Source organism: Haloferax mucosum ATCC BAA-1512, assembly GCF_000337815.1.
GTDB classification, from domain to species: domain Archaea; phylum Halobacteriota; class Halobacteria; order Halobacteriales; family Haloferacaceae; genus Haloferax; species Haloferax mucosum.
Map to the genome: position 1 here is coordinate 104,706 of NZ_AOLN01000001.1, position 20,208 is coordinate 124,913.

General features: G+C 61.1%; 17 protein-coding genes. 10 read left to right on the forward strand and 7 right to left on the reverse strand.

Translation table 11 applies throughout. From position 1 onward, the window contains the following. Positions 1 to 75: 75 nt before the first annotated feature. Positions 76 to 1,653, forward strand: a complete 1,578-nt coding sequence (locus C440_RS00500) for a DUF6293 family protein (protein ID WP_008317209.1) — start codon at positions 76 to 78, stop codon at positions 1,651 to 1,653. Positions 1,654 to 1,670: 17 nt separating this feature from the next. Here the strand turns inward: C440_RS00500 and C440_RS00505 are convergent, their stop codons facing one another. Continuing rightward, positions 1,671 to 2,138 (reverse strand): TIGR00725 family protein, encoded by a 468-nt coding sequence (locus tag C440_RS00505; protein ID WP_049915118.1) that lies wholly within the window; start codon positions 2,136 to 2,138, stop codon positions 1,671 to 1,673. A 482-nt stretch (positions 2,139 to 2,620) separates the two neighbouring features. Here C440_RS00505 and C440_RS00510 point away from each other — a divergent pair, with 482 nt between their 5' ends. The 3 genes from C440_RS00510 to C440_RS00520 all read left to right on the forward strand — a co-directional run bounded on the left by C440_RS00510 (position 2,621) and on the right by C440_RS00520 (position 6,762). Further along, entirely contained in the window at positions 2,621 to 3,454 is an 834-nt protein-coding gene (locus tag C440_RS00510) for an MBL fold metallo-hydrolase (protein WP_008317211.1), read from the forward strand. A gap of 209 nt (positions 3,455 to 3,663) precedes the next feature. Beyond that, a complete protein-coding gene (locus tag C440_RS00515; RefSeq protein ID WP_049915083.1) occupies positions 3,664 to 5,784 on the forward strand; it encodes a hypothetical protein in 2,121 nt (706 codons plus the stop codon). A gap of 81 nt (positions 5,785 to 5,865) precedes the next feature. Continuing rightward, positions 5,866 to 6,762: a hypothetical protein gene (locus C440_RS00520; RefSeq protein ID WP_008317215.1), complete on the forward strand. Its 897-nt coding sequence runs from the start codon at positions 5,866 to 5,868 to the stop codon at positions 6,760 to 6,762. Positions 6,763 to 6,983: 221 nt separating this feature from the next. On the opposite strand, the gene C440_RS00525 is transcribed toward C440_RS00520, so the two are convergent. Together C440_RS00525 and C440_RS00530 are read right to left on the reverse strand one after the other, a co-directional pair. After that, positions 6,984 to 7,922, reverse strand: coding sequence for a hypothetical protein (locus C440_RS00525; RefSeq protein WP_008317217.1), 939 nt, complete (start codon positions 7,920 to 7,922; stop codon positions 6,984 to 6,986). Between the two features lie 42 nt (positions 7,923 to 7,964). Continuing rightward, positions 7,965 to 8,576: an ArsR/SmtB family transcription factor gene (locus C440_RS00530; protein WP_008317219.1), complete on the reverse strand. Its 612-nt coding sequence runs from the start codon at positions 8,574 to 8,576 to the stop codon at positions 7,965 to 7,967. Between the two features lie 414 nt (positions 8,577 to 8,990). Between C440_RS00530 and C440_RS00535 the strand changes: the two genes are divergently transcribed. From C440_RS00535 to C440_RS00545, 3 genes are all read left to right on the forward strand, one after another. After that, positions 8,991 to 9,662: an RraA family protein gene (locus C440_RS00535; protein ID WP_008317222.1), complete on the forward strand. Its 672-nt coding sequence runs from the start codon at positions 8,991 to 8,993 to the stop codon at positions 9,660 to 9,662. Positions 9,663 to 9,908: 246 nt separating this feature from the next. Then, positions 9,909 to 10,742 carry a polysaccharide deacetylase family protein gene (locus C440_RS00540; RefSeq protein ID WP_008317224.1) on the forward strand — a complete coding sequence of 278 codons (834 nt, stop codon included), beginning with the start codon at positions 9,909 to 9,911 and terminating at the stop codon, positions 10,740 to 10,742. A gap of 16 nt (positions 10,743 to 10,758) precedes the next feature. Further along, positions 10,759 to 12,189 (forward strand): MATE family efflux transporter, encoded by a 1,431-nt coding sequence (locus C440_RS00545; protein ID WP_008317226.1) that lies wholly within the window; start codon positions 10,759 to 10,761, stop codon positions 12,187 to 12,189. Here the strand turns inward: C440_RS00545 and glnA2 (C440_RS00550) are convergent. Further along, complete coding sequence (gene glnA2 / locus C440_RS00550) at positions 12,186 to 13,526, reverse strand: gamma-glutamylputrescine synthetase (protein WP_008317227.1); 1,341 nt, start codon at positions 13,524 to 13,526, stop codon at positions 12,186 to 12,188. The two genes, C440_RS00545 and glnA2 (C440_RS00550), sit on opposite strands and share 4 nt — an antisense overlap. Positions 13,527 to 13,825: 299 nt before the next feature. Here glnA2 (C440_RS00550) and C440_RS00555 point away from each other — a divergent pair, with 299 nt between their 5' ends. The 3 genes from C440_RS00555 to dpsA all read left to right on the forward strand — a co-directional run bounded on the left by C440_RS00555 (position 13,826) and on the right by dpsA (position 17,132). Continuing rightward, complete coding sequence (locus tag C440_RS00555) at positions 13,826 to 15,091, forward strand: ABC transporter substrate-binding protein (RefSeq protein WP_345775580.1); 1,266 nt, start codon at positions 13,826 to 13,828, stop codon at positions 15,089 to 15,091. Between the two features lie 2 nt (positions 15,092 to 15,093). Further along, on the forward strand, positions 15,094 to 16,443 hold the full coding sequence (gene glnA2, locus C440_RS00560; RefSeq protein ID WP_008317230.1) for a gamma-glutamylputrescine synthetase: 1,350 nt from the start codon (positions 15,094 to 15,096) through the stop codon (positions 16,441 to 16,443). 143 nt (positions 16,444 to 16,586) lie between these two features. Then, a complete protein-coding gene (dpsA, locus tag C440_RS00565) occupies positions 16,587 to 17,132 on the forward strand; it encodes a DNA starvation/stationary phase protection protein DpsA (RefSeq protein ID WP_008317231.1) in 546 nt (181 codons plus the stop codon). A gap of 40 nt (positions 17,133 to 17,172) precedes the next feature. Here the strand turns inward: dpsA and C440_RS00570 are convergent, their stop codons facing one another. From C440_RS00570 to C440_RS00580, 3 genes are all read right to left on the reverse strand, one after another. Next, positions 17,173 to 17,490 carry an amphi-Trp domain-containing protein gene (locus tag C440_RS00570; protein ID WP_008317232.1) on the reverse strand — a complete coding sequence of 106 codons (318 nt, stop codon included), beginning with the start codon at positions 17,488 to 17,490 and terminating at the stop codon, positions 17,173 to 17,175. A gap of 395 nt (positions 17,491 to 17,885) precedes the next feature. After that, positions 17,886 to 18,935 (reverse strand): tyrosine-type recombinase/integrase, encoded by a 1,050-nt coding sequence (locus tag C440_RS00575; protein WP_008317236.1) that lies wholly within the window; start codon positions 18,933 to 18,935, stop codon positions 17,886 to 17,888. Beyond that, complete coding sequence (locus C440_RS00580) at positions 18,925 to 19,371, reverse strand: DUF5805 domain-containing protein (RefSeq protein ID WP_008317238.1); 447 nt, start codon at positions 19,369 to 19,371, stop codon at positions 18,925 to 18,927. The genes C440_RS00575 and C440_RS00580 overlap by 11 nt, the downstream gene beginning before the upstream one ends. Positions 19,372 to 20,208: the final 837 nt, after the last annotated feature.

Sequence of the window (20,208 nt, forward strand, 5' to 3'; positions counted from 1 at the left end):
AAGACACCAGATTACCACTACAGCAGAAGAAATCACCACAACATTCAGGGTACCGGTAGCGAATGAGACAGATAGATGCCGACGACCCACCTTTCCGTCCTTGGACTCGATGTCCAGCGGGTCGTCACCCCGCTCGAAACCGGCGACTTCGACGCCGACCGGGTTCGTCTGGTCCGTGACGAGGCCGACCCCGAGCAGGGTCGCGACCCGGACGAGTGTGCGGCTGGCGCTCCGCGGGCCAGTGCACACGTCGCGCAGGCCGTCTCCGAACGACTCTCGGGGCGGTTTGCAGATATCGACGAAACACGACTCCCCTTCGACGCACCGTTCGCCGAGTTGTACGCCGCGACGACCGAGTTGCTACGCGAAGCGACGGCCGACGGCGACGTTCACGTGAACCTCGCCAGCGCGCCGCCGCAGGTCGCCGCCGCGTGTTACGCCGCACGGACCGCGCTCGTTGATAGCGGCGAGATACCCCGCGACGCGGTCGTTCTCTTGGCCGTCCCGGCAGACGACCGCCGCGACCTCGCCGCAATTGCCGACCTCCGGAGACTCGTCGGTGAGGCCGAAACAGCCGCCTCGGCACTCTCCGACTTCCGCCGCGTCGCCGATGGTCCCGCCGCCGCCGCCGTTGCGAAACCGCTTCGTCTCGCACTCGGCGACCTTCGCCACGCGCTCGCGGAGGCGAGTGGCGAGTCACACGGGCGGCGCGACAGCAGATTCACACGTGCCGCGGGTTCGAACGACGAGTCGCCGCTCGGTGCGATGACTGCCTACGTCGGCCGCGCCCGCGAGCAACTCGCGGACCTCGTCGAAGCCGACGAACCGCACCCCGACCCGTCGGATACGCGCGACCCGACCGTCGTCCTCGACGCGCTCGAATCGTGGCTCGATGCCGAGACGAAACTCCTCTCGGCGGTCGAAGAGGACCCTAACGAGCTACTCGCGCGCTTCCGCACGAGTTGCGAGGCTCGCTTCGGCAAGTTCGAAGACGACGCGACGATATCGCTTTTCGACTCGCTCGACCGCTTCGAAGCTCACCTCGACGCGTATCTCGACGCCCGAAAGCACCTCTCGTCCGCCGCCGAGCCGGTTGCGGCGACGACCGACGAACTCGTCCAACAGGCCGAGACGGTCGAAACGCGGCTCACCGACATCGACGACCACGGACTCGTCAGCGGTGGTTCGACGCTGACGCTCGAAAGCCACACGCTGTCGCCGCTCGGCGACCTCGAAGCGACCGTCCTTCACGTGTTGGCGACCGGCCCGCCCCGCTCGCGTCCTCGGACTCGCCGAGCAGTCGCCGCAATCCTCCGCGAGCGCGCCGAACACCACGGTATCGTCGCCGGCGCGCGCGACGAAGACTCGTGGTCGCCGTTCGAATCGTTCTGCGTGCGCGTCGCTCGAAACAACGAGGAGGGCGACCGCTTCGAAAAGCGACTGTCCAACACGCTCCGCCCGCGCCTCGATGTCGCCGTCGAAGCGCTCTGCGCGAATGGATACGTTCGCACGCGCGAGCGCGAAACGGGCCGGGACGCGCTCGAACCGACCGACTCGGGCCACCTCTGGGCCGAGACGACCGACTGGGAGACGTTCCGAGAGACCGTCGTTGACGATGTCCTCCGCGACTGTGTCGAACGCGACCTCGATTGAAAGCGCGCCGCACACCCTCACTCGCTTGTCGCGCCGCTCGCCTCGGCTTCGACGAACTCGACTGCTTCCACTGCCGTCTCACAGGATTTGAATCGGTCGAGCGACCCGACTTGTTGCGTTCTGAGACCGGCGATTGGCCGGTCGAATACGCGTCCGAAGCCGATTTCGGAGAGCGTCCCGCCCGCTCCGTCGATGGCGACGACGGCGTCGCCATTCAGCACGACGAGCGCGTTTCTCGCGTGTCCGAGTCCGGTCACGATAGCGTGGTCGATGAACTCGTTGGCGTCGGCGCGGTCTTCTCCGGGGAGGATACCGAACGTCGTGCCACCGGCGTCTTTCGCGCCGCGACACGCGGCTTCCATCACGCCGCCGAGACCGCCGCAAACGACTGTGTGACCGCGCTGTGCCAGTTCTCGGCCGACGGTTTCTGCGAGCGATTCGACCGGTTCGGAAACGACGCCGCCGCCGATGACGCTCACGCGCACGTGAAAGACACCTCGTTCGGCGGCTTCGACGCTCCGCGTGACAGTTCTGACTTCTCCTGTGACTGTTTCGATTCCGTGTACGACGCCGATTCGCCTCGTCGCATACGGTCCGTATCGACCGGCGTCTCCGTAAGTGGGGGCGATTCGACTGGGCGGCTCGGAGTCGGCGGGAGAATCCGCGTCAGAATTCGTCTGTTCGCTGTGCGTCGTCGAGGGGAGAGACCGGCTCCCACGTGGCACATGCACGCATCGTCTCGGCCATCGACGAGAAATCTGCCGTCTGCTTGTGAATACTTGGCATGACGTATTCAATCACGGGTGCATTCACTAAATAGTTTGCCGGGGTAGAACCGTATATTTCACATATTAGATTGCAATCTATTGTGGCATATATTGTCTTTTGGCGACTGGTGGGATGTAGCCGCCGACACAGTATCACCGAGAGCGCAACGCTTAGTCTCCCGGCGACAGGAGTAGTCTCTATGACAGTCAGCGACTGGAGTGACTGGCTTCCGCGGGCGGTCGAATCGGCCGACCCCGAGACGGTTGCCATCTGGTATCTGGGTTGCAACGGCTTCGTACTCAAAGGAAGCGAGGGAACGACGGTGTTCATCGACCCGTACGTGGGACTCGGCGACCCGCCGCGGACGGTTCGGATGGTTCCCGTCCCCTTCGACCCCGAAGACGTGACCGAGGCTGACGCCGTTCTCGCCACCCACGAACACACCGACCACGTCCACGGCCCGAGCCAAGCGCCCATCCTCGAACACACCGGCGCGACGTTCGTCGCCCCCGACGATTCGCTTTCTGTCGCCTTCGACGACGAGGCGTGGCTGGACGACTACGACCTCTCCGAAGACCAGTTCGAGGAGGTTATGGAGGGTGACACCATCGAAATCGGTGAGTTCACGATTCACGTCGAACCCGCCTACGACCCCGACGCGACCCATCCCGTCTCGTACGTCTTCGAGCACGATTCGGGCACATTCTTCCACGGCGGCGACACCAAGCCGTCCGACGAGTTCGACGCCCTCGGCGACCGCTACGACATCGACCTCGGCGTCCTCGCATTCGGGACTGTCGCCAACATCGCGGACAAAGAGACCGGTGAACCCGTCCGAACGAAGTGGTACAACGACGAAAATCAGGTCATCGAGGCCGCGAACGACCTCGACTTCGACCGATTGCTCCCGTCTCACTGGGACATGTGGAAGGGTATGACCTCGGACCCGAAGGTGCTCCATCACCACGCAAAGAGCTTCGACGCCCCGCGCTCGCTCGAACTCGTCGAAATCGGCGACCGCGTCGATTTGTAGTCGGCCGCATCGATTCGGTCGGGTCCGGCGTCTCTCGATTTTTGTTCACTCCTGTCGCTTTCACTCGGAACTACCGCGCTCTCCGTCACGCTCGCCGACCAATCTCGTCTTCTGAGGGTCACGAACTCTGACCGTCGAATCGACAGACGGCGACGACTCGGGGGCAACTCCCCGGTTGTTTTATAATGGATGTCGGGAAAGTGGCGGCCATGAGCCGCGAGTCCGAAGGGGTTACATCAGTCTCGGACGGCGAGGTTACGGTCGAAAAAACCTTCGCCGCCGACGAGTTCCCTGTCCCCGCGATCAAGTTCGTCATCAACTCGTCGAAAGACGAACCGACCCGAATCCGAGTTATCGACCGTATCCCCGAGTCGTTCCCGATGGAGAGCGTGGGATTCCACCCCGACTTCGAGAGCGACAACTGGACCGCTTACAAGGACCACCGCGTCGAGTACGAGCGGACGCTCGACCCCGGTGAAGAACTCGTGACGGTGTACGGCATCCGAATCACCGACGGCCAAGACCGCACCGAATTCCTCGAAGAGCCGACCCTCGAACGGATTCCCGCCGATGGCGGCATCGACCCCGAAGACATCGACGATATCCTCGGGGAAGACCGCAGTCAACTGGTACGCGACGTACTCGCCGGCGACCGGAAGCCGGTGGAAGCCGACGCGGACACAAACGCTGGCGCTGACGCGAGCGCCGCCGATGACGTGGGGGAAGTCATCGACGCCGAAGCGGGCGCTTCGACGGACAACACGCCGACCGACGACGACCTCGCGGCGGCCTTCGAAGCTGACGATGGGAGAGAAACAACTGCGGCGGCCGACGAGACGCGCGGCGAGTCGGTGACTGACGCCGACGAACCAGTCTCTCACCCGTCGTCCGACGCGGAGGTTCTCGACGACGCGGCCGACGGTCGAGACGTCGAGTCCACCGACGTCGACTCCACCGCCGAATCCGACGCAGAACCCGAGACGAGACCCGACCCAGAACCGCGGGCGGTGACCACCGACACGACCCCGGCCGTGACCGCTCACCTCGAAGACCCGGATGTAGACGACAACGCGGATTCAGCCCACGAGGTAACGGAGTCAGACGACGACGAAGCAGATTCAAACGACGAGACCGCAGACACCGAGGCTGTCGAGTCGGGTGCAGACGATAGCACCGACGCTGACTCCGACACCAGTGGCAGTACCAGTACCAACACCAGTACGACACCTACGACCGACACCGGTACCGTATCCGCGGCCGCGGAGGGCGGACTCGTCTCCGCTCTCGCGGCCGAAATACGCGCTGGAACGGCCGACGAGTCGGACCTCGACGTGGTTCGTGAGGCGGTCGATGTCGAGACGCGTCGGAGCACCGACGTTCGTATCCGCCGCCTCCAATCGCAGATGGAAGACCTCGAAGCGTACTCCGACGCGCTCGCCGAGTTCATCGACGAGGAGGGGACCGGCGAGGAGCTGGTCTCCGAGTTCCGCGCCGAGATGGACGCCTTCCGAGCGGACCTCGATGCGCTCGACACGGTGGTCGAAGACACGGTCGAATCCGTCGACGACGCGACGTCGCGTCTCGACGCGGCTGAAGAGACGATTGCCGCGGTTGACGAACGGAGCGAGCGTGTCTCTTCGACCGTCGCCAACGCTCAAAGCCACCTCGACGACCACGGCGACCGTCTCGAATCGCTCTCGTCGGACGTCCATTCGGCGACCGACCGACTGGAGAGTCACGCCGGGCGACTCGATGCGCACGGCGAGCAGTTCGAACAGTACGACGAGCGGTTGGAGAGCCACGATGCGCGATTCGACGACCACGACGAACGGCTGGACGAGTACGACGAGACGTTCGAGCGCTACGACGAGCGCCTCGAAGACGCCTCGCGCAACATCCAAGCCGGGTCGGCCCGCCTCGACAGCATCGAATCGACGCTCTCCGAGCGGGAAGCCGAATTCGACACCGTCAACGAACGACTCGACAGCCTCTCGACTCGACTCGACGAGGCGGCCGAGCGACTCGAAGGCGTCGAACGAGACACGTCCAACGCACAGGACACCGCGGCGACGCTCCACGACGAAGTGGGCGAAATCAGAGAGGACATCGCCTCCCTCGACGGCGACATCGTCGATACGAAGCAGTCGATTGATTCTCGCCTGTCGGACGTTCAAGAGCGCATCGAAGACGTTGCGACCGGCGACGACCTCGATGCCCTGCGCGACGACATCGACGACCTGAACGAGACTGTCGCCGAACTCGAAACCTTCCGCGAGCGACTCGCCGGCGCGTTCGGGACCGGCATGGGCGGCGCTCCCGAAGACGAATAACGGACCGTCTCACGGTTTCGAACCGACACAGCGTTTTCCCGAAGCGCAACCTGTTTAGCGGGCCACCACATCCATCCGGTGATGACACAGACGGTGCGCGTCGCCGTTCCGCGGAAGGGTCGCCCCCTCGAAGCGGTGCTCGAACGGTTCGCCACGACCGAGAGCATCGCTCAGGTGGCAGACGACATCACCTCGACACTCCGATTCGAGAAGTCGGTCACGAAGGCCCATACCCATCCGGAACACGACGTGTACGAGCGCCTCGCGGAATACAGCGACCTCGCGGACCCGACTGCGCCGGAGTACACGCTCCTGCGCGACGACCGCGACGGGATGCCGCGGCGCATCGTCTTCGACAGCGTTGTCTTCGAACTCGACGGCGTGAATATCCACCTCGTCGGCCGCGAAGAGCCGTTTCGCGCCCTCCGAACACACGAGTTCGGGCTCGGATTCGACAGCGCCGACCTCGTACTCGAAGAGGTCGTCAAACTCCAGCCCGACGGACTCGGCAGTATCGACGACGTAAACTCCCGAATCGACCCGATGGACACCGACGTTCGGGTCGTCTCCGGACTCGGTGATACGGTCTACCACACGCTCATGGCCGACCCCGAAATTCTCCCGCCGGGTGCGGACCTCGACCGCGATTTCGTCGCGGACTACGCGGGCGACCTGTGTATCTCGCCCCGCTACGAGCGTCTCGTCGAAGCGGTTCTCGGGACCCGGTGTCTCGACGACGTGACGTTCGCGTACCCCAACGGCGCGCCCGAAGAAGAGGCCGCAATCGCGGACGCCGGTCTCGGTGTGTACCTCACGATGACGGGTTCGACCGCGCGCGAACACGGATTGGTTCTCGGCGAACATCTCTTCCCGAGCGAGACCGTCCTGATGGAGAACGTCGCGGAAGCGACGCCCGCCGCCGAGACGGTCAAGCGAGCGATTTCGTCGCCGGACATAGAGACCGCACTGACGGTCTAATCGGGTCGGTGGAACGACAGGAACCGGACGGCTGTCGTTTCATTTTCATTCATATTTTCATCCATCTCGTTCCGCCTCGGTATCGCGTCGAGCAGTGCGTCTATCGGTTCGAAAACACGGCTCGGGGATGGAAGCCACGCGCGGAGTGGTTCGCCACTGTAAAAAAGTGAGTCTGGAACGACGGGGGGACCACCCGCGGTTCGGAGACGATGGGTGTGGCGTTATTGCGATGTGTTCGTCTCGTTGCCTTCGATGTCGCCGCAGTACATGAGCGTCGAAATCGTCGTCGCCTTGATGTCGCCGTTGGCCGCGAGCGAGATGGTCGTCGTAGAGGCGTTGCAGTCGAAGTTCGACGCGTCGATATCGACCGATTTAGAGACGGTCTCGCCGTCATCGCCGACGCCGCGTTCGACCGTTGCGACGAAGTCGCGGGCTTCGGTCAGCGCCACGTCGAGACGCGCACCCGGTTTCAGTTGGTACGTCCCGCCGAAGGCGACGGTTTCGTCGGTCGTTTCGAGCGAGAGCGAAACCGACTCTTGTTCGTCACCGGGGTTCGACACCGACACAGCGTGCGGTTTGGTCGTGTCGTCCGGCAACGAGCCGTCACCGACCGAGACGGACACTGCGTCTTCAGCTGAGACGACCGGCGGCTGGCAGGCCATCCGCGTCGAGCCGCCGCCGACCGAAATCTCGCCATCGCCGGGCGAAAACGCCGTCCACGACTCGTTGCAGTCGAAGTTCTCGGGCGTAATCGTCTCGGTCGTCGTCGTCTCCGCGCGCACGTCGGTGACGGACACGTCGTACTCGGCGGGCAGTCGGAGGGCGACGGCGACGGTGGCGTCGGTCTGGAGTTCGTAGGTTTCGACGTGCCCGTCCCCGAGCGCGGGCGACACTGCTAGCTTGGCAATCCACGGTTCTTCACCGGGGTTGGTGAGTCGAACGTGGTGCGGTTTGAGCATCCCGCCGGTGTTCGTGGGTGCCTCGCCGACGACCGCGCTGAGGAGCTCCCCGGTCTCGACGGTGACTGCATCGACGGGTTCCGGTGTCGGCTCCGGCGTCGAATCGTCGTCGCCGCCGTCGTCGTTTGCGCTTGCGGTACAGCCTGCGAGTGTCGCCGCGAGACCGGAGCCGGCCGCGGCGAGGAGGGTTCTTCGTTGCACATACTTCCCAACGAACGGGGATATCTTTAGGCTCTGTAAGACTCAAGCGCGCCTTTGAGTCCACACGACTGCGACGCTGACGAGGAGCGTCAGCACCACGCCGACGACAAGCACGAGCGCGCCCGGTCCGTCGAGGTAACTGGCGAGGAACGCGGGTACGACGGTGTCTGGCGATTGCGGCGCGTTGGCGACGCGGACACGCGGTCGTCGCTGGGTCCAAAGCGCCTGTACGAGGAGGCTCCCGACCAGCGTCGCTCCGACGCCGGTAACGAGCGTCCGAAGCCCCGACGCCAGTCGCGGCTTGGTTCGTTCCGCACCGGCGAAGAGAACGACGGCCGAACTGGTCGGCCCGTAGACCGCCATCTCTCGGCCCTGCGCGGAGACCCACGTCGTCACCGGTTCGACGAGGTCGGCATCGACCAACCGGTCGAGATGATAGCTGACGGTCTGGACGGTCGTATCGAGCGCGTCTGCCAACTCCGATGCGGGACGCGGGTCGTCGTACACGGCGGCGAGAAGTTGTCTCGCGGTCGCAGACGACAGCGCAGAGAGTACGTCGTCGGCCGCCGGGTCGTCGAGCGCGACGAGGTTCGGCGCTAACTCTCTGTCTCGAACCGATTCGGCGGACGGTTTTAACGGAAGCAACGAACTCACGGTCTCGGGTGTCGTTACCGCTCCGGGGATAAAGAGGCGAGTATGAGTCAAAGAGCGACTTGAGTCCACCCCACAGGCTGACAGACGACAAGTTCGAGTCGAAGTTCGTCCAGTCAATGACTGACCACGAACTCGGAAGCGAACTTCGAGCCGTCCAAAACGACCGCGTCAGCGACGTGGGCGCATCGTATCAGGGACCGGTTGTGTGACTGTCACAACACGAACTGGACGCAGAGGGCCTCTCGCCCGACGTTCTCACCGAAGACGAGCGACTCGACCGCCAGCGAGTCGCCAATATCGTCACGGGCGAGTGCCAACTGCACACCGCTTTCGCTCCCGCTGAACTATTCGTGGCCGGTAGACTTTTAACTTTTAGGCTGGCCTAAATTAATATCGAGTTATGAGGATGAGACGATGGTAATCGGCGACTGCGACCGCCCGAGCGACGACCAGCTGAGCGCCCTCGAACGCGTTGACCCGAACGAACTCGGCCACCACCGGCACTTCGGACACTCGTCGCCGGAACTGCAGTTTATGCGAACCGCGAGTTCGGCGAGCATCGTCGGCTCTGTGCTGACGGTTCGAATTCCGCCGGTCGATGGAACGATGGTCCACAAGGCGACCGAACTCGCCGAACCGGGCGACGTTATCGTCATCCAGATGGACGGCCACGAGACGAACGCGCCGTGGGGGGAAATCACCACACACGCGGCCGTTGCGAGCGGCGTACGCGGCGTCGTCATCGACGGTTCGGTGACAGACACGGGCGCAATCAGAGATATCGACTTTCCCGTCTTCGCCCGAGCGAGGTCCAACAGAACGGTCTACCGCCTGCGGCAGAGTTTGGGCGGCGATATCAACGTTCCCGTGCAGATCGGCGGCGCGGTGGTTCGACCGGGTGATGTCGCAATCGGCAACGAAGACGGTGTCGTCTTCGTCCCTCGTGACGAACTCGACCACGTTATCGAACACTACACGGGGGACGACGGAACGGAAGCCGAAATCATCGACCGCCTCTACGAGGGCGAGTCGCTGGCCGACATCTCGGGGGCGAACGACCGAATCGAAGAACGCGACCTGTCGTAAGACGCGTTCGTCTGCGCTCTGCTGGCCTCCAGACTAAAAATGGGTCTAACAGCCCCGATAACTACGACGCGTCGGCCACGATGTGGTCTCTCGGTGTCTCGAATGCCGCGGCGACCGCGGTGAACTGACGTATCCCGTCGGGAATCACCGACGAACACGCCGGTAGAAACGTCTCTGTATGCTTATTTTCAGAATAAAAATTCTTTATCAAAAAGGTTTAAGTTTTAGGTCGGCCTAAATTTGTTGATGTCACAGTTCAAACAGCAGTCGTCTGACGCGACTCCGTGGGGAGACTACCAGTCTGCGGCTTCGTTCACTTTTGACCTCGACGCCGGTCAGCTTTGGCGCGCGGGCGAGAAACAAAAAGAAGGATTCGGACGATTCGAATTCCGCGGCGAGTACGGGCCGACGGTCGCAGTCCCCCGGATTCTGGAGGTGTTCGACAAACACGATTGCCACTGTACCTTCTTTGTCCCCGGTCGAGTCGCCGAGGAGTGGCCGGAGACGATAACACAGATACACGACCACGGCCACGAAATCGCACACCACACCTACTCGCACGTCCATCCGCGGACGCTCTCACGAGAACAAGAGCAGACGGAGTTTCTGCGGACTGTCGAACTCTTCGAAGACCTCACCGGCGAACCGCCACTCGGCTATCGCGGCGGGCAAACCGACCAAACGCTGGAACTGGCAGAAGAGGTGGGGATGATATACGATTCGTCGATGATGGACACTGACATTCCGTATCTACGCGACGACCATCCACTCGTCGAACTGCCCAACCACTTCCTGCTGGACGATTTCGTCTACTGGGGATTCAACATGAAGCCCACTTTCGACTTCCAGTCGGGAATCTCGCCTGTCGGTCCCGTCTTCGACACGTGGGAAGCAGAGTTCGAGGGCCTGCACCGTCGCGGTCGAATGTTCATGCTGACGATGCACCCGCAGGTCATCGGTCGAGCCAGTCGCATCGACGCGCTCGACGACCTGCTCGAAACGGTCACCAACACCGATGGTGCGTGGGTCGCAACCTGTGCCGAACTCGCCCGTCACTGGAAGGAACACGGGGCAAACTAACGGGAGCGACTCAGGAATGGGAATCCGTACTGCGCTCGTGCGTCTTTTCACCCGGCAGGACGACCTCGATTTGACTTCGGGGTCGATTGCCCGGCCACTCGGGATACTCGCACTGCCGGTTATCATTACGAACGTCATCCAAACGGTCTACACGCTCGTCGATACGTTTTGGCTCGGCCAGTACAGCACCGCGTCGCTGGCGGCGATTACACTCGCGTATCCGCTCGCGTACCTTCTCCTCTCTGTGAGTTTTGGACTCCCCGTCGCGGGCAGTATCCACGTCGCTCAAGCGACCGGCGGCGAAGCCCACGAACGGGCCGCCCACGCGGCGGCACAAACTGTCACGTACGGACTGCTTTCGGGGACTGTCGTCGGCGTGCTCGGCTTCTTCTTCGTCGATGACGTGCTCGCACTGTACGACATTACGTCCGACGTCCACCGCTTTGCAACCTCGTATCTACAGATAATGTCGCTCGGTCTCCCCTCGACCGTCGGGTTCGTCGCGTTCCTCTCTTTGATGCGCGGGTCCGGAGACACCATCACACCACTTCCGGTTATGCTCGGGTCGATTACACTCAACGCGCTTCTCGACCCGATTCTCATCTACGGCTGGCGATTCGTCCCCGAACTCGGTATTCGCGGTGCCGCGATTGCAACGTTCACGGCCCGAACCCTCGCGGCGCTCGTCGGATTCTATCTTTTGTTCGCCTCCTCGCGGGGTCTCGACGTCGAGGCGCGCCACTTCTGGCCGGACTTCTCTTGGGGTCGCAAACTCGCCCGAACCGGTCTCCCAACGTCTGTCGAGCAGATGGGCCGAGGCATCTCGATTAACTTGCTTCTCGTCATCGTCGGCACCTTCTCGACAGCGGCCGTCGCCGGATACGGTATCGGCATCCGCGTCATCTCGACGATCGGCTTCGCTACGGTCGGCATTTCGAGGGGTGTCGAAACGATGACTGGCCAGAATATCGGAGCGGGGAAACTCGACCGCGCCGTGACGACTAACTACCGCGCCGCGGCGATTGCGTTCGGGAGCCTCACGGCCATCGCCGTCCTCACGTGGCTCACCGCGCGGCCGATTGTGAGTCTCTTCACGGACGAACCGGCGACTATCAGATTCGGCGTCTCGTTTCTCCACTGGGTCGTCCCGACGTTCGGCTTTATCGGCGTGTTACGGACGTTCGTCGGCGGTTTCCGCGGTATCGGAATGACCACTGTTGCGGCCGCTATCGTGTTGACGACACGGGCAGTCATCCGACTCCCGCTTTCGTGGTTCGGCGCACAAGCCGTCGGTCCGAGTGGGGTCTGGATTTCTATCGCCGTCTCGAACGTCGTTGGGGCGGTGCTCGCAGTCGCGTGGTTCAGGCTGGGGTCGTGGCGGGACAACGCCCTTGCCACGCTCGGTGACGCAACCCGAGAATCGACGGACGCAGTGGGGAGTGACTAGTAGAGATTCCGTAGCCGTTCGCGTTGCCACGATCCGGCGCTTTCGGTGAACAACTTCCAGTGGTTTCGTTTGACCTCCACGTACGCGTCGAAGAGGTCCGGACCGAGCGCCGAACGCAGTACCTCGTTTTGCTCCAGCGCGTCGAGCGCCTCGCCGAGCGTCTGCGGGAGTCGTTCGATTCCCTTCGCGGTTCGCTGAGCGTCCGTGAGGTCACACGGGTCAACCGAAACCGGCTCCGGCGGTTCGAGTTCGCGTTCGATACCGTCGTTTCCGGCGGCAAGAAGCCCGATAAGGCCGAGATACGGATTCACCGTGTTGTCGCCTCCGCGGAATTCGATTCTGGTCGAATCGGCTTCCCGTCCCTGTGCCGGTGCAGGGACTCGAATTAGCGCCTCCCGGTTGAGCCAGCCCCAACAGATGTAGCCCGCCGCGCCGTGACGCGGCTGTAAGCGACTGTACGAGTTTACCGTCGGTGCCGTGAGCGCGAGGACGGACGGCGCGTGGTCGAGCACGCCCGCGATGAACTGCCGCGCGGTTTCGCTTATATCGTCGTGGCTCGGGTCGAAAAACTGGTTTTCTCCGTTCCACAGCGAGACGTTGATGTGACAGCCGTTTGTCCCGTCGTCGAACGGTTTCGGGAGAAACGTCGCTTGATAGCCGTCTCGTTCGGCCACGCTCTTGACCGTTTCACGGAGCAGTAGGTGTTCGTCGGCCGCTTCGAGTCCAGTGTGGTGTCCGGTGACGATTTCGTGTTTTCCGGGTGAGAACTCGGGATGATATTTCTTCACGTCGATTCCCTGCGCTTTGAGCGCGTCTACGATGTGCAGGATTGTGTCGTGCGTCCCGCGAATCGACTCAGTTCGGTACGCGCCCGCCTCGTCGCCGCGGGTGATTTCACCGTCTTCGTCCCGGCTAAAGAGACTGAACTCACTTTCGAATGCGACGTGCGGGGCGAGTCCTTTCGCCCGCAGGTCGTCTTCGACCGACTGGAGCGACGAGCGACTGTCAACAGCCCACGGTTCGCCGTCGAGGGTTCGAATCGTACAGAGCATCGCGCCGGCCCGTTCCGCGTAGGGAAGAGGCCGAAACGTCTCGGGGTCCGGATAGAGGTGTACTTCGCCGACGGCGTCGAATCGGCTGTCCCTGTTTCGGCACGCGAACGCGTCGTAGACCTGGATGACCTCCGAGAGCGTGACTCCGTTTTCGATTGCCGCATCGACTTCCGACACGTCGACGGTGGTGGCCTGCATCACTCCGCTCGGGGTGACATAAAGGAGTCTGACGAGGTCGATATTCTGCTTCTCACAGCGGGCTTTGACAGTCGGTGTGTCGCTCATTAGTTCTTCGTCACGTGTGTTTTTAGGCCAACCTAAAAAACATGACTCCCTCACAACTACTTTCGGTAGACTTCCGGAGCCGACGTCTCGTCCCCAAATTCCGACCTGTCGTAGGCCGTGGTCGGTAACATGAGCCACCAAATTGGCCATGTGCTAGTCACAGATACTATCAGTTCGCGTGTTTTATCCTACGTTAGACCTGTATTTTAATCGATAATTATACGGTCGCCCGGGCTGAAATTGATTTTGGCTGTCCTAAACTTCGAAAGCCATATAATGTTTTAGGCTGGCCTAAAAATATGGCACGAGATTCCAGCGGTCGCGGCTCACCGACGCGCAGAGATTACATGAAGTACGGTAGTGCACTCCTCGGTGGTGGCCTCCTCGCCGGCTGTACCGGCGATGCCGCATCTGATTCGACGACGACGGTTTCCGAATCGACGTCGCAGACCGAAACGGCGACGGCGACGGCGACGGAGTCCGAAGACGACAGTAGTTCGTACACGGTCTCGATGGCCCCGATGGGCGACGTCGAGTTCGACGAAGTCCCCGAGACGGTGTTTACGATTCTCGGCCAGCACGCTGGCATGGCGCTCGCGCTCGGATACGGCGACGCGATAAACGCCATGCACGGACCCTCGTACCACCAATCGCTGTGGAACAACTTTATCCACCATCTCGACGGCGTCACCGTCGATTGGGAGGGTATCTACTCCTCGTGGCCACCGACGAAGGAGAAACTCTACGAACTCGACAGCGACATCCACCTCGCCGACCCCGCGAAGGTCGATTCGGCGGAAGGCTGGGACATGAGCGACATCGAAGAAATCGAGCAAAACGTGGCTCCGTGGTTCGGAAACACGTTCAGTGACACCCACCAGAAGCCTCCCGCGGAGTGGGTCGATTCGTACGAGTACTACACGCTCTGGGAAATCTTCGGAAAGGTCGCGCAGGTGTTCCAAGAAGAAGAACGCTACGAGGCGCTTTCGAGCATTCACGACTCGTTAGTCTCGAATATCGAATCGAACCTCCCACCAGAGAGCAAGCGCCCGACCGCGGCGATGGTGCTGTTTTCGAGCTCCGACGACGACAACATGTGGGGCTACAAGATGAACCACCCGGGCTACTACTCCGCGCACACCCGGCCGATGAAGACGACAGACGCGCTGGCGTCCGCAATCGGAGAGGGCTACGGCGAGGACGGCGGCAACATCAAACTCGACTACGAGATTCTGCTGGAAGCCGACCCGGACGTGCTTCTCGTGTTGGGTCCGATGACGGACTACTTCAACATCGACGACATCCGTGCGGACTTAGAGAACCACGAGGTCGCAAAAGAGCTGACCGCAGTCAAGGAAGACCGCGTGTTCACGCAGGGGGCGCGCAGACACGGTCCGCTTCTCAACCTCTTCCAGCTCGAGATGACTGCCAAGCAACTCTACCCCGAGCAGTTCGGCGAGTGGCCCGGATACGTCAACGGCGAGCCGTACCCGGACATCCCGGCTGACGAACAGCTCTTTGACCGCGACCGCGTCGCGGAAATCGTCACCGATGGCGTAAACTGAGCATGGAACCCCAATCAATCCGTGCGCAGTGTGAGGATGCCGGTGTCGAACTCGTCAGACTGCTGTACGTCGGCAATGACGGGCACATTCATGGTCATTCGGTAAAGCGGGCGCACCTCGAAGATGCGCTCGAATCCGGCATCCAACTGCCCACGTTGATCCAGTCGTTCAACGCGCTCGGCATGCGCGTGAAAGACGCCGACTTCGACGCAGTCGGCGAGGTTCGACTGGTTCCAGATCGTTCGACGTTTCGCGTGCTCGACCACGAAGACAGCGTCGCGGCCGTCTGTTGTTCGCTGTACGAAACCGACGACCAGACGCCGTGGGCGGCCGACCCTCGGTCTGCACTCTCCGGATTCATCTCGACGCTCGCGGACGAGGGCGTCGTTCCCTCGACCGCTCTGGAAAGCGAGTTTCATTTCTACACCCCGGGCGACGAGGGTGGCGCGGACGACGAACCGCACGGCACCCGCGGTCTCTACGCGACGGCCAGTATGCGCGAGTTCAACGAAATCGTCTTAGAGACCATCGATGCACTCGAATCCCAACAGATCACGGTCACGAAGCACTGTCCGGAGTACGCCGCTGGCCAACACGAACTCGTCACGAAACACCGCGAGGGACTCACTGCCGTCGATGACTACGTGTTCCTCCGGGAGACCGTCGCCGCCATCGCCGAGTCCCACGGCTTCGAGACGACGTTTCTCCCGTTCCCGTTCGAGACAGCGACGAACGGCTGTCACATCAACCTCTCGCTGTGGAACGACAGCAACCTGTTCGCCCCGACTGACGCGGACAGGGCGTTGAGTCCGATGGGACGTCACTTCGTCGGCGGTGTCCTCGACCACCTCCCGGCGTTGCTCGCGCTCACGTCGCCGACCGTGAACTCGTATGCACGACTCCAACCGCAGTCGGGTGCGGCGGCGTTCTGCTGTTGGGGAATTGGAAACCGCGAAGCGGCTATCCGCGTTCCAGAACTCCCGGCGGACAAACGCGAGAGTGCGACGCGAATCGAGTTCCGCCCCGCGGACAACACGGCGAATCCGTATCTGTCGCTACTCGGTCTCTTGGCCGCGGGATGGGACGGCGTGCAGAACGAAACCGACCCGGGACTGCCGCTCGACGAAGACCCCGGTAACTGTCGTGATGAACTGTTAGACCAACGCGGCATCGAGCGACTCCCGACCACACTCGGCGAGGCGCTCGACGCGTTGGAACAAAACGACGTGCTTCGCTCGGCGCTCGGCGAGCAGTTGTTCGATTCGTATCTGACGGTCAAACGGAGCGAGTGGGACGTGTTCACCGACAGTGCTGGCACGTGGCAACAAGACATCTTCCGTGAGGCGTTCTAAGAGAGGGTAACCTCCGAAATTCCGGCCCCGCACTTTTCTGATGCGCCCGACCTATACTGCCCCGACGGACACTCGTCTCTCACTGAATCTTAATTATTTACTGTGTAGTTTTATGTCCTCTCGTGACAAACCCCACGGGTGCAATGAGCTCCCAAGAGACCGTTCGTCGAAAAGCGAATACAGTCGGTGAGAACCCTCTCCGACTCGAAGCGGAGAAGGCCAAACAAGTAATCGAGGCGCTCAACACGGACCTCGCGGACGCCTACGTCTTGTACCACCAACTCCACAAACACCACTGGAACGTCGAAGGTGCCGAACACCTCGAAATTCATCGCTTCCTCCAGGAGGCGTACGAAGAAGTCGAAGAAGCCGCAGACGAGATCGCCGAGCGCGTGCAGGCACTCGGCGGTGTTCCGCACGCTAGCATGTCCGCGCTTTCGGACGCCGCAACGGTTGAAGCTGAAGACGAAGACGTCTACGACATCCGGACGTCACTCTCGAACGACCTCGAAATGTACGGTGACATCATCGAGAGCTACCGGGAACACATCGGGCTCGCCGAGGGTCTCGGCGACTACGCGACCAGCGAAATGCTCCGGGAGCAACTCGAAGACGTCGAAGAGCACACACACATTATCGACCACTACCTCGAAGACGACACGCTCGTCGAAGAATCCGCAACGCACTGAAACTGCGTTCTCGTGTCTCCCACCTACTTACTCTCGTCTTCTACTCCACTTTGGGCGGCTCTTGTTCGGTTCGTCCCGGGAGTTCTAGTTCGATTTCGAGCTCCGGGTCACCGACGCCGTCGAAGTCGATTTCGAGTTCGACGGGTTCGCCGAACGCGAACGGGAGTTCCCACTCGTCGGTCGTGATTGTCAGTTCGTCGCCGTCGCGGAGTTGCTCACCGAGCGTAATCAGGAACTCTCCGGCGCCGCTGGCGTCGAGACGGTACTCCTCTTCGAATTTCCGCCCGTTTCGAATAATCGTCCGCTCTGTTTCTTCGTCGGACAGCGTCTCTGATTCTGGTGTCGTAGGGTCGCTCATCGAATCACGTCGGTAGTCGTGTCACTCGAAATCCACCCTTCGGTGTTCCCCGCTTCGAGGAACACTGATTTGCCGGGCGAGCTTTCACAGACCGATATTTCGGGTGTATCCGTCGAATCTTCGTCTGACCTTGTCTCCGAGTGTGGCTGGGTACTGGCGGCCATTGCCTGTTTTAGGCTGGCCTAAAACAAAAAGAGTGTGGTTTTCGATTCGACGTCGAAACCGACCGTGACGGCCTGAGAATGTCGTCGATACGAACCTTCTGGAGGTCGTTCGCTTGTCGCTCCAGCGAGAGACACGGTCGTCGAGACGACCTGTCCAGTGGCGTCGGGGTTCGACATTGGATATAGCGAGATATCATATATATGTTTTGTCTCGAACGCGCTATCCCCGACTTACGTGAGTGAATAAATGTTCGATTCGTACGTTTCGCGGACTCTATCCCCCCAATTGTGGGTGTACGTGTCGATGATGTCGCCTGCGACGTCGCCCCGGAGGTATTTGACGATACCTCGGTCTCCGGTCCGGTCGCGGAGGTGCGTCGTGAAGAAGTGCCGGAAGTAGTGGGGCGTGACGTTCTCTTCTCGGTCGCCGCCCGTTCGGTACCATCCAACGTCGGCAGCGTGCGAGGTGACGACGTGGTGGACCGCATCAGTCTCCAAGCGGTCTCCCCATCCCGATGCAGTACCGACGAAAAGGGGCTTTGCGGGAGCGGTAGTATCTGGTCGAATCGCAAGCCACCGCAGGAGCACAGCCTCTAATTCGTCGTCAACCGGAATCACCGTCGAGCGTTTTCGCTTGTTCGACGCGGTTCGCCGCTCGCCGTTTTCGACGCGTCCGGCGCTCGGGTCGGCGGAGACGTATATCGACGGTCCGCGACCGTCGAGAGCGGCGCGGGTCGATACATCTGCGAGCGGTGTCTCCGCTTCGAGCGAGAGGTCTCGGAGGTCGAGGTTGCACAGTTCGCCGACACGCATCCCCGTCTTGAGGAGCGTCACCACCAGTGCGTGCTCCAGCGGGTGGTGAATCTGGCGGACGAACGCCCGCATCTGCGGAACTGAAAGCTCTCGTCGGGCCGGGTTGGTGTCGATTCGTTCGTCCATCTCCTCCATGACGAGACCCATCGGATTGGAGTCGAACGCGCCGACTTGGGCCATGTAGGCGTAGAACCGGTGGAGGTAGGAGGCGTACGTTGCGACCGTGCTCGGTGCGACCGAACGGTTTCTGAGCGTGTGTATCCACGCCATGCAGTCGCGGTGCGTCGCTTCGTCAACCGACCGCGCCGTCCCGGCCGGGTTGCGGGAGGGGTCGCCGAGAAACGACTCGAACTCTCGAAGGACACGCTCGTAGGCGTCGCGGGTCCGGTCGGACTTCCCGTGGTAGGTCATATCTTGGAGAAAATAGCCCACCGGGTCGGTGACCTCGGCCGGTCGCTCAGCGGCCATCGTCCCCCGCGAGCGTGTAGCCACCATGGCGGCCACTGTACACGACTCGACCGTCGGATTGGAGTTCCTGGAGCGTCGATTCGAGGCGGTCTTCGATGTCGTCGGTCAGCGCCGAAACGAGGTCGTCCCACGAGTGGTGTGAGTCGGTTTCCAACACCTCGACGATGCGGCCTTCGAGACGACTATTATTTTCGCCCACAATTGGTTGATTAGAATTCTCTGTCTGGAGACCTGCTTTCACCCTCTCTACCCCGGGGGAAATGCCCGCCTCATTCCCCTTCGTCGGGACCTCGAAATCGCTTCGTCCTGCCTGTACCATCGTCCTGACAAATTCACTCTGGCTCATGCCGAGCCGGTCGGCGTGTTCCTTCCAAATGGCCTTCTGGTGTGCCGGCAGATAGGTTTGAACCGTCGCCCGGTCGTCCTCGTCGCTCATGGTCGGTGTGACTCGGGGGGAGATATTCAATCTACTGGCACAGTCCAGAATAAGTGAAGTTATCTGAATCAGTGCAGGCGTATTTTCGGTGCGAAATGGTACTTATCCTAATTAGTGCAACCCTAATTTCGCCAATCTACTAGCAGAAATTAGGATATGTATTTGGCCGCTGAAATCGTCGGTTTCGGGTGTTTTGAGCGTATCTATGGAGTGAACAGAATCCTGTCTTAGCGAAAACGACAGAAATCGTTCGGACACTTCACAACTTTGGAACCGCCCTCAATATCTGGATGGCTGTCTTAGTCGTCTTTACTCCCGGAGTGTTCGGTCGAAGATACCCATCCAGCGGATTCATTTTTACAACAAACTCTGCTCTGAAATATTATATTTATCCTCTGGTGGCCGTCTCAGTGCATAATTTATTTCTCACTTTTGGTGATGAATTAATGCCATAAAATATTCATACCAATGTGGATTGTATTTTTCTCCACCGAGTACGGTGTTTTGAGTCGTCTCCTGTGTATTTAGACACGAATAACCCATCCAGAAAAATAGCTGTTTATACAAATATTTTGCTAGTAAATTAATATCTATTTACCAATCGACTATAGTCTCGATGTTGGACTCGTTTCTCCCGCCTCACACGGCGATTCACTATCGTTCGTCGTTCGGACTGCGTACAAGTCCGCATCGTATCGTTTGTGCTACAGCGACGGTCTCTTCCTGAGAAGCCCCGTACTCAGAGAACAGTCTCAAGCGGTTCTTCGCTCGACAGTCGTTGTCACCTCGATTACACTGAGAACCGCTCAGCAACCGCGTGTGGCGTTTCTCTCAGGG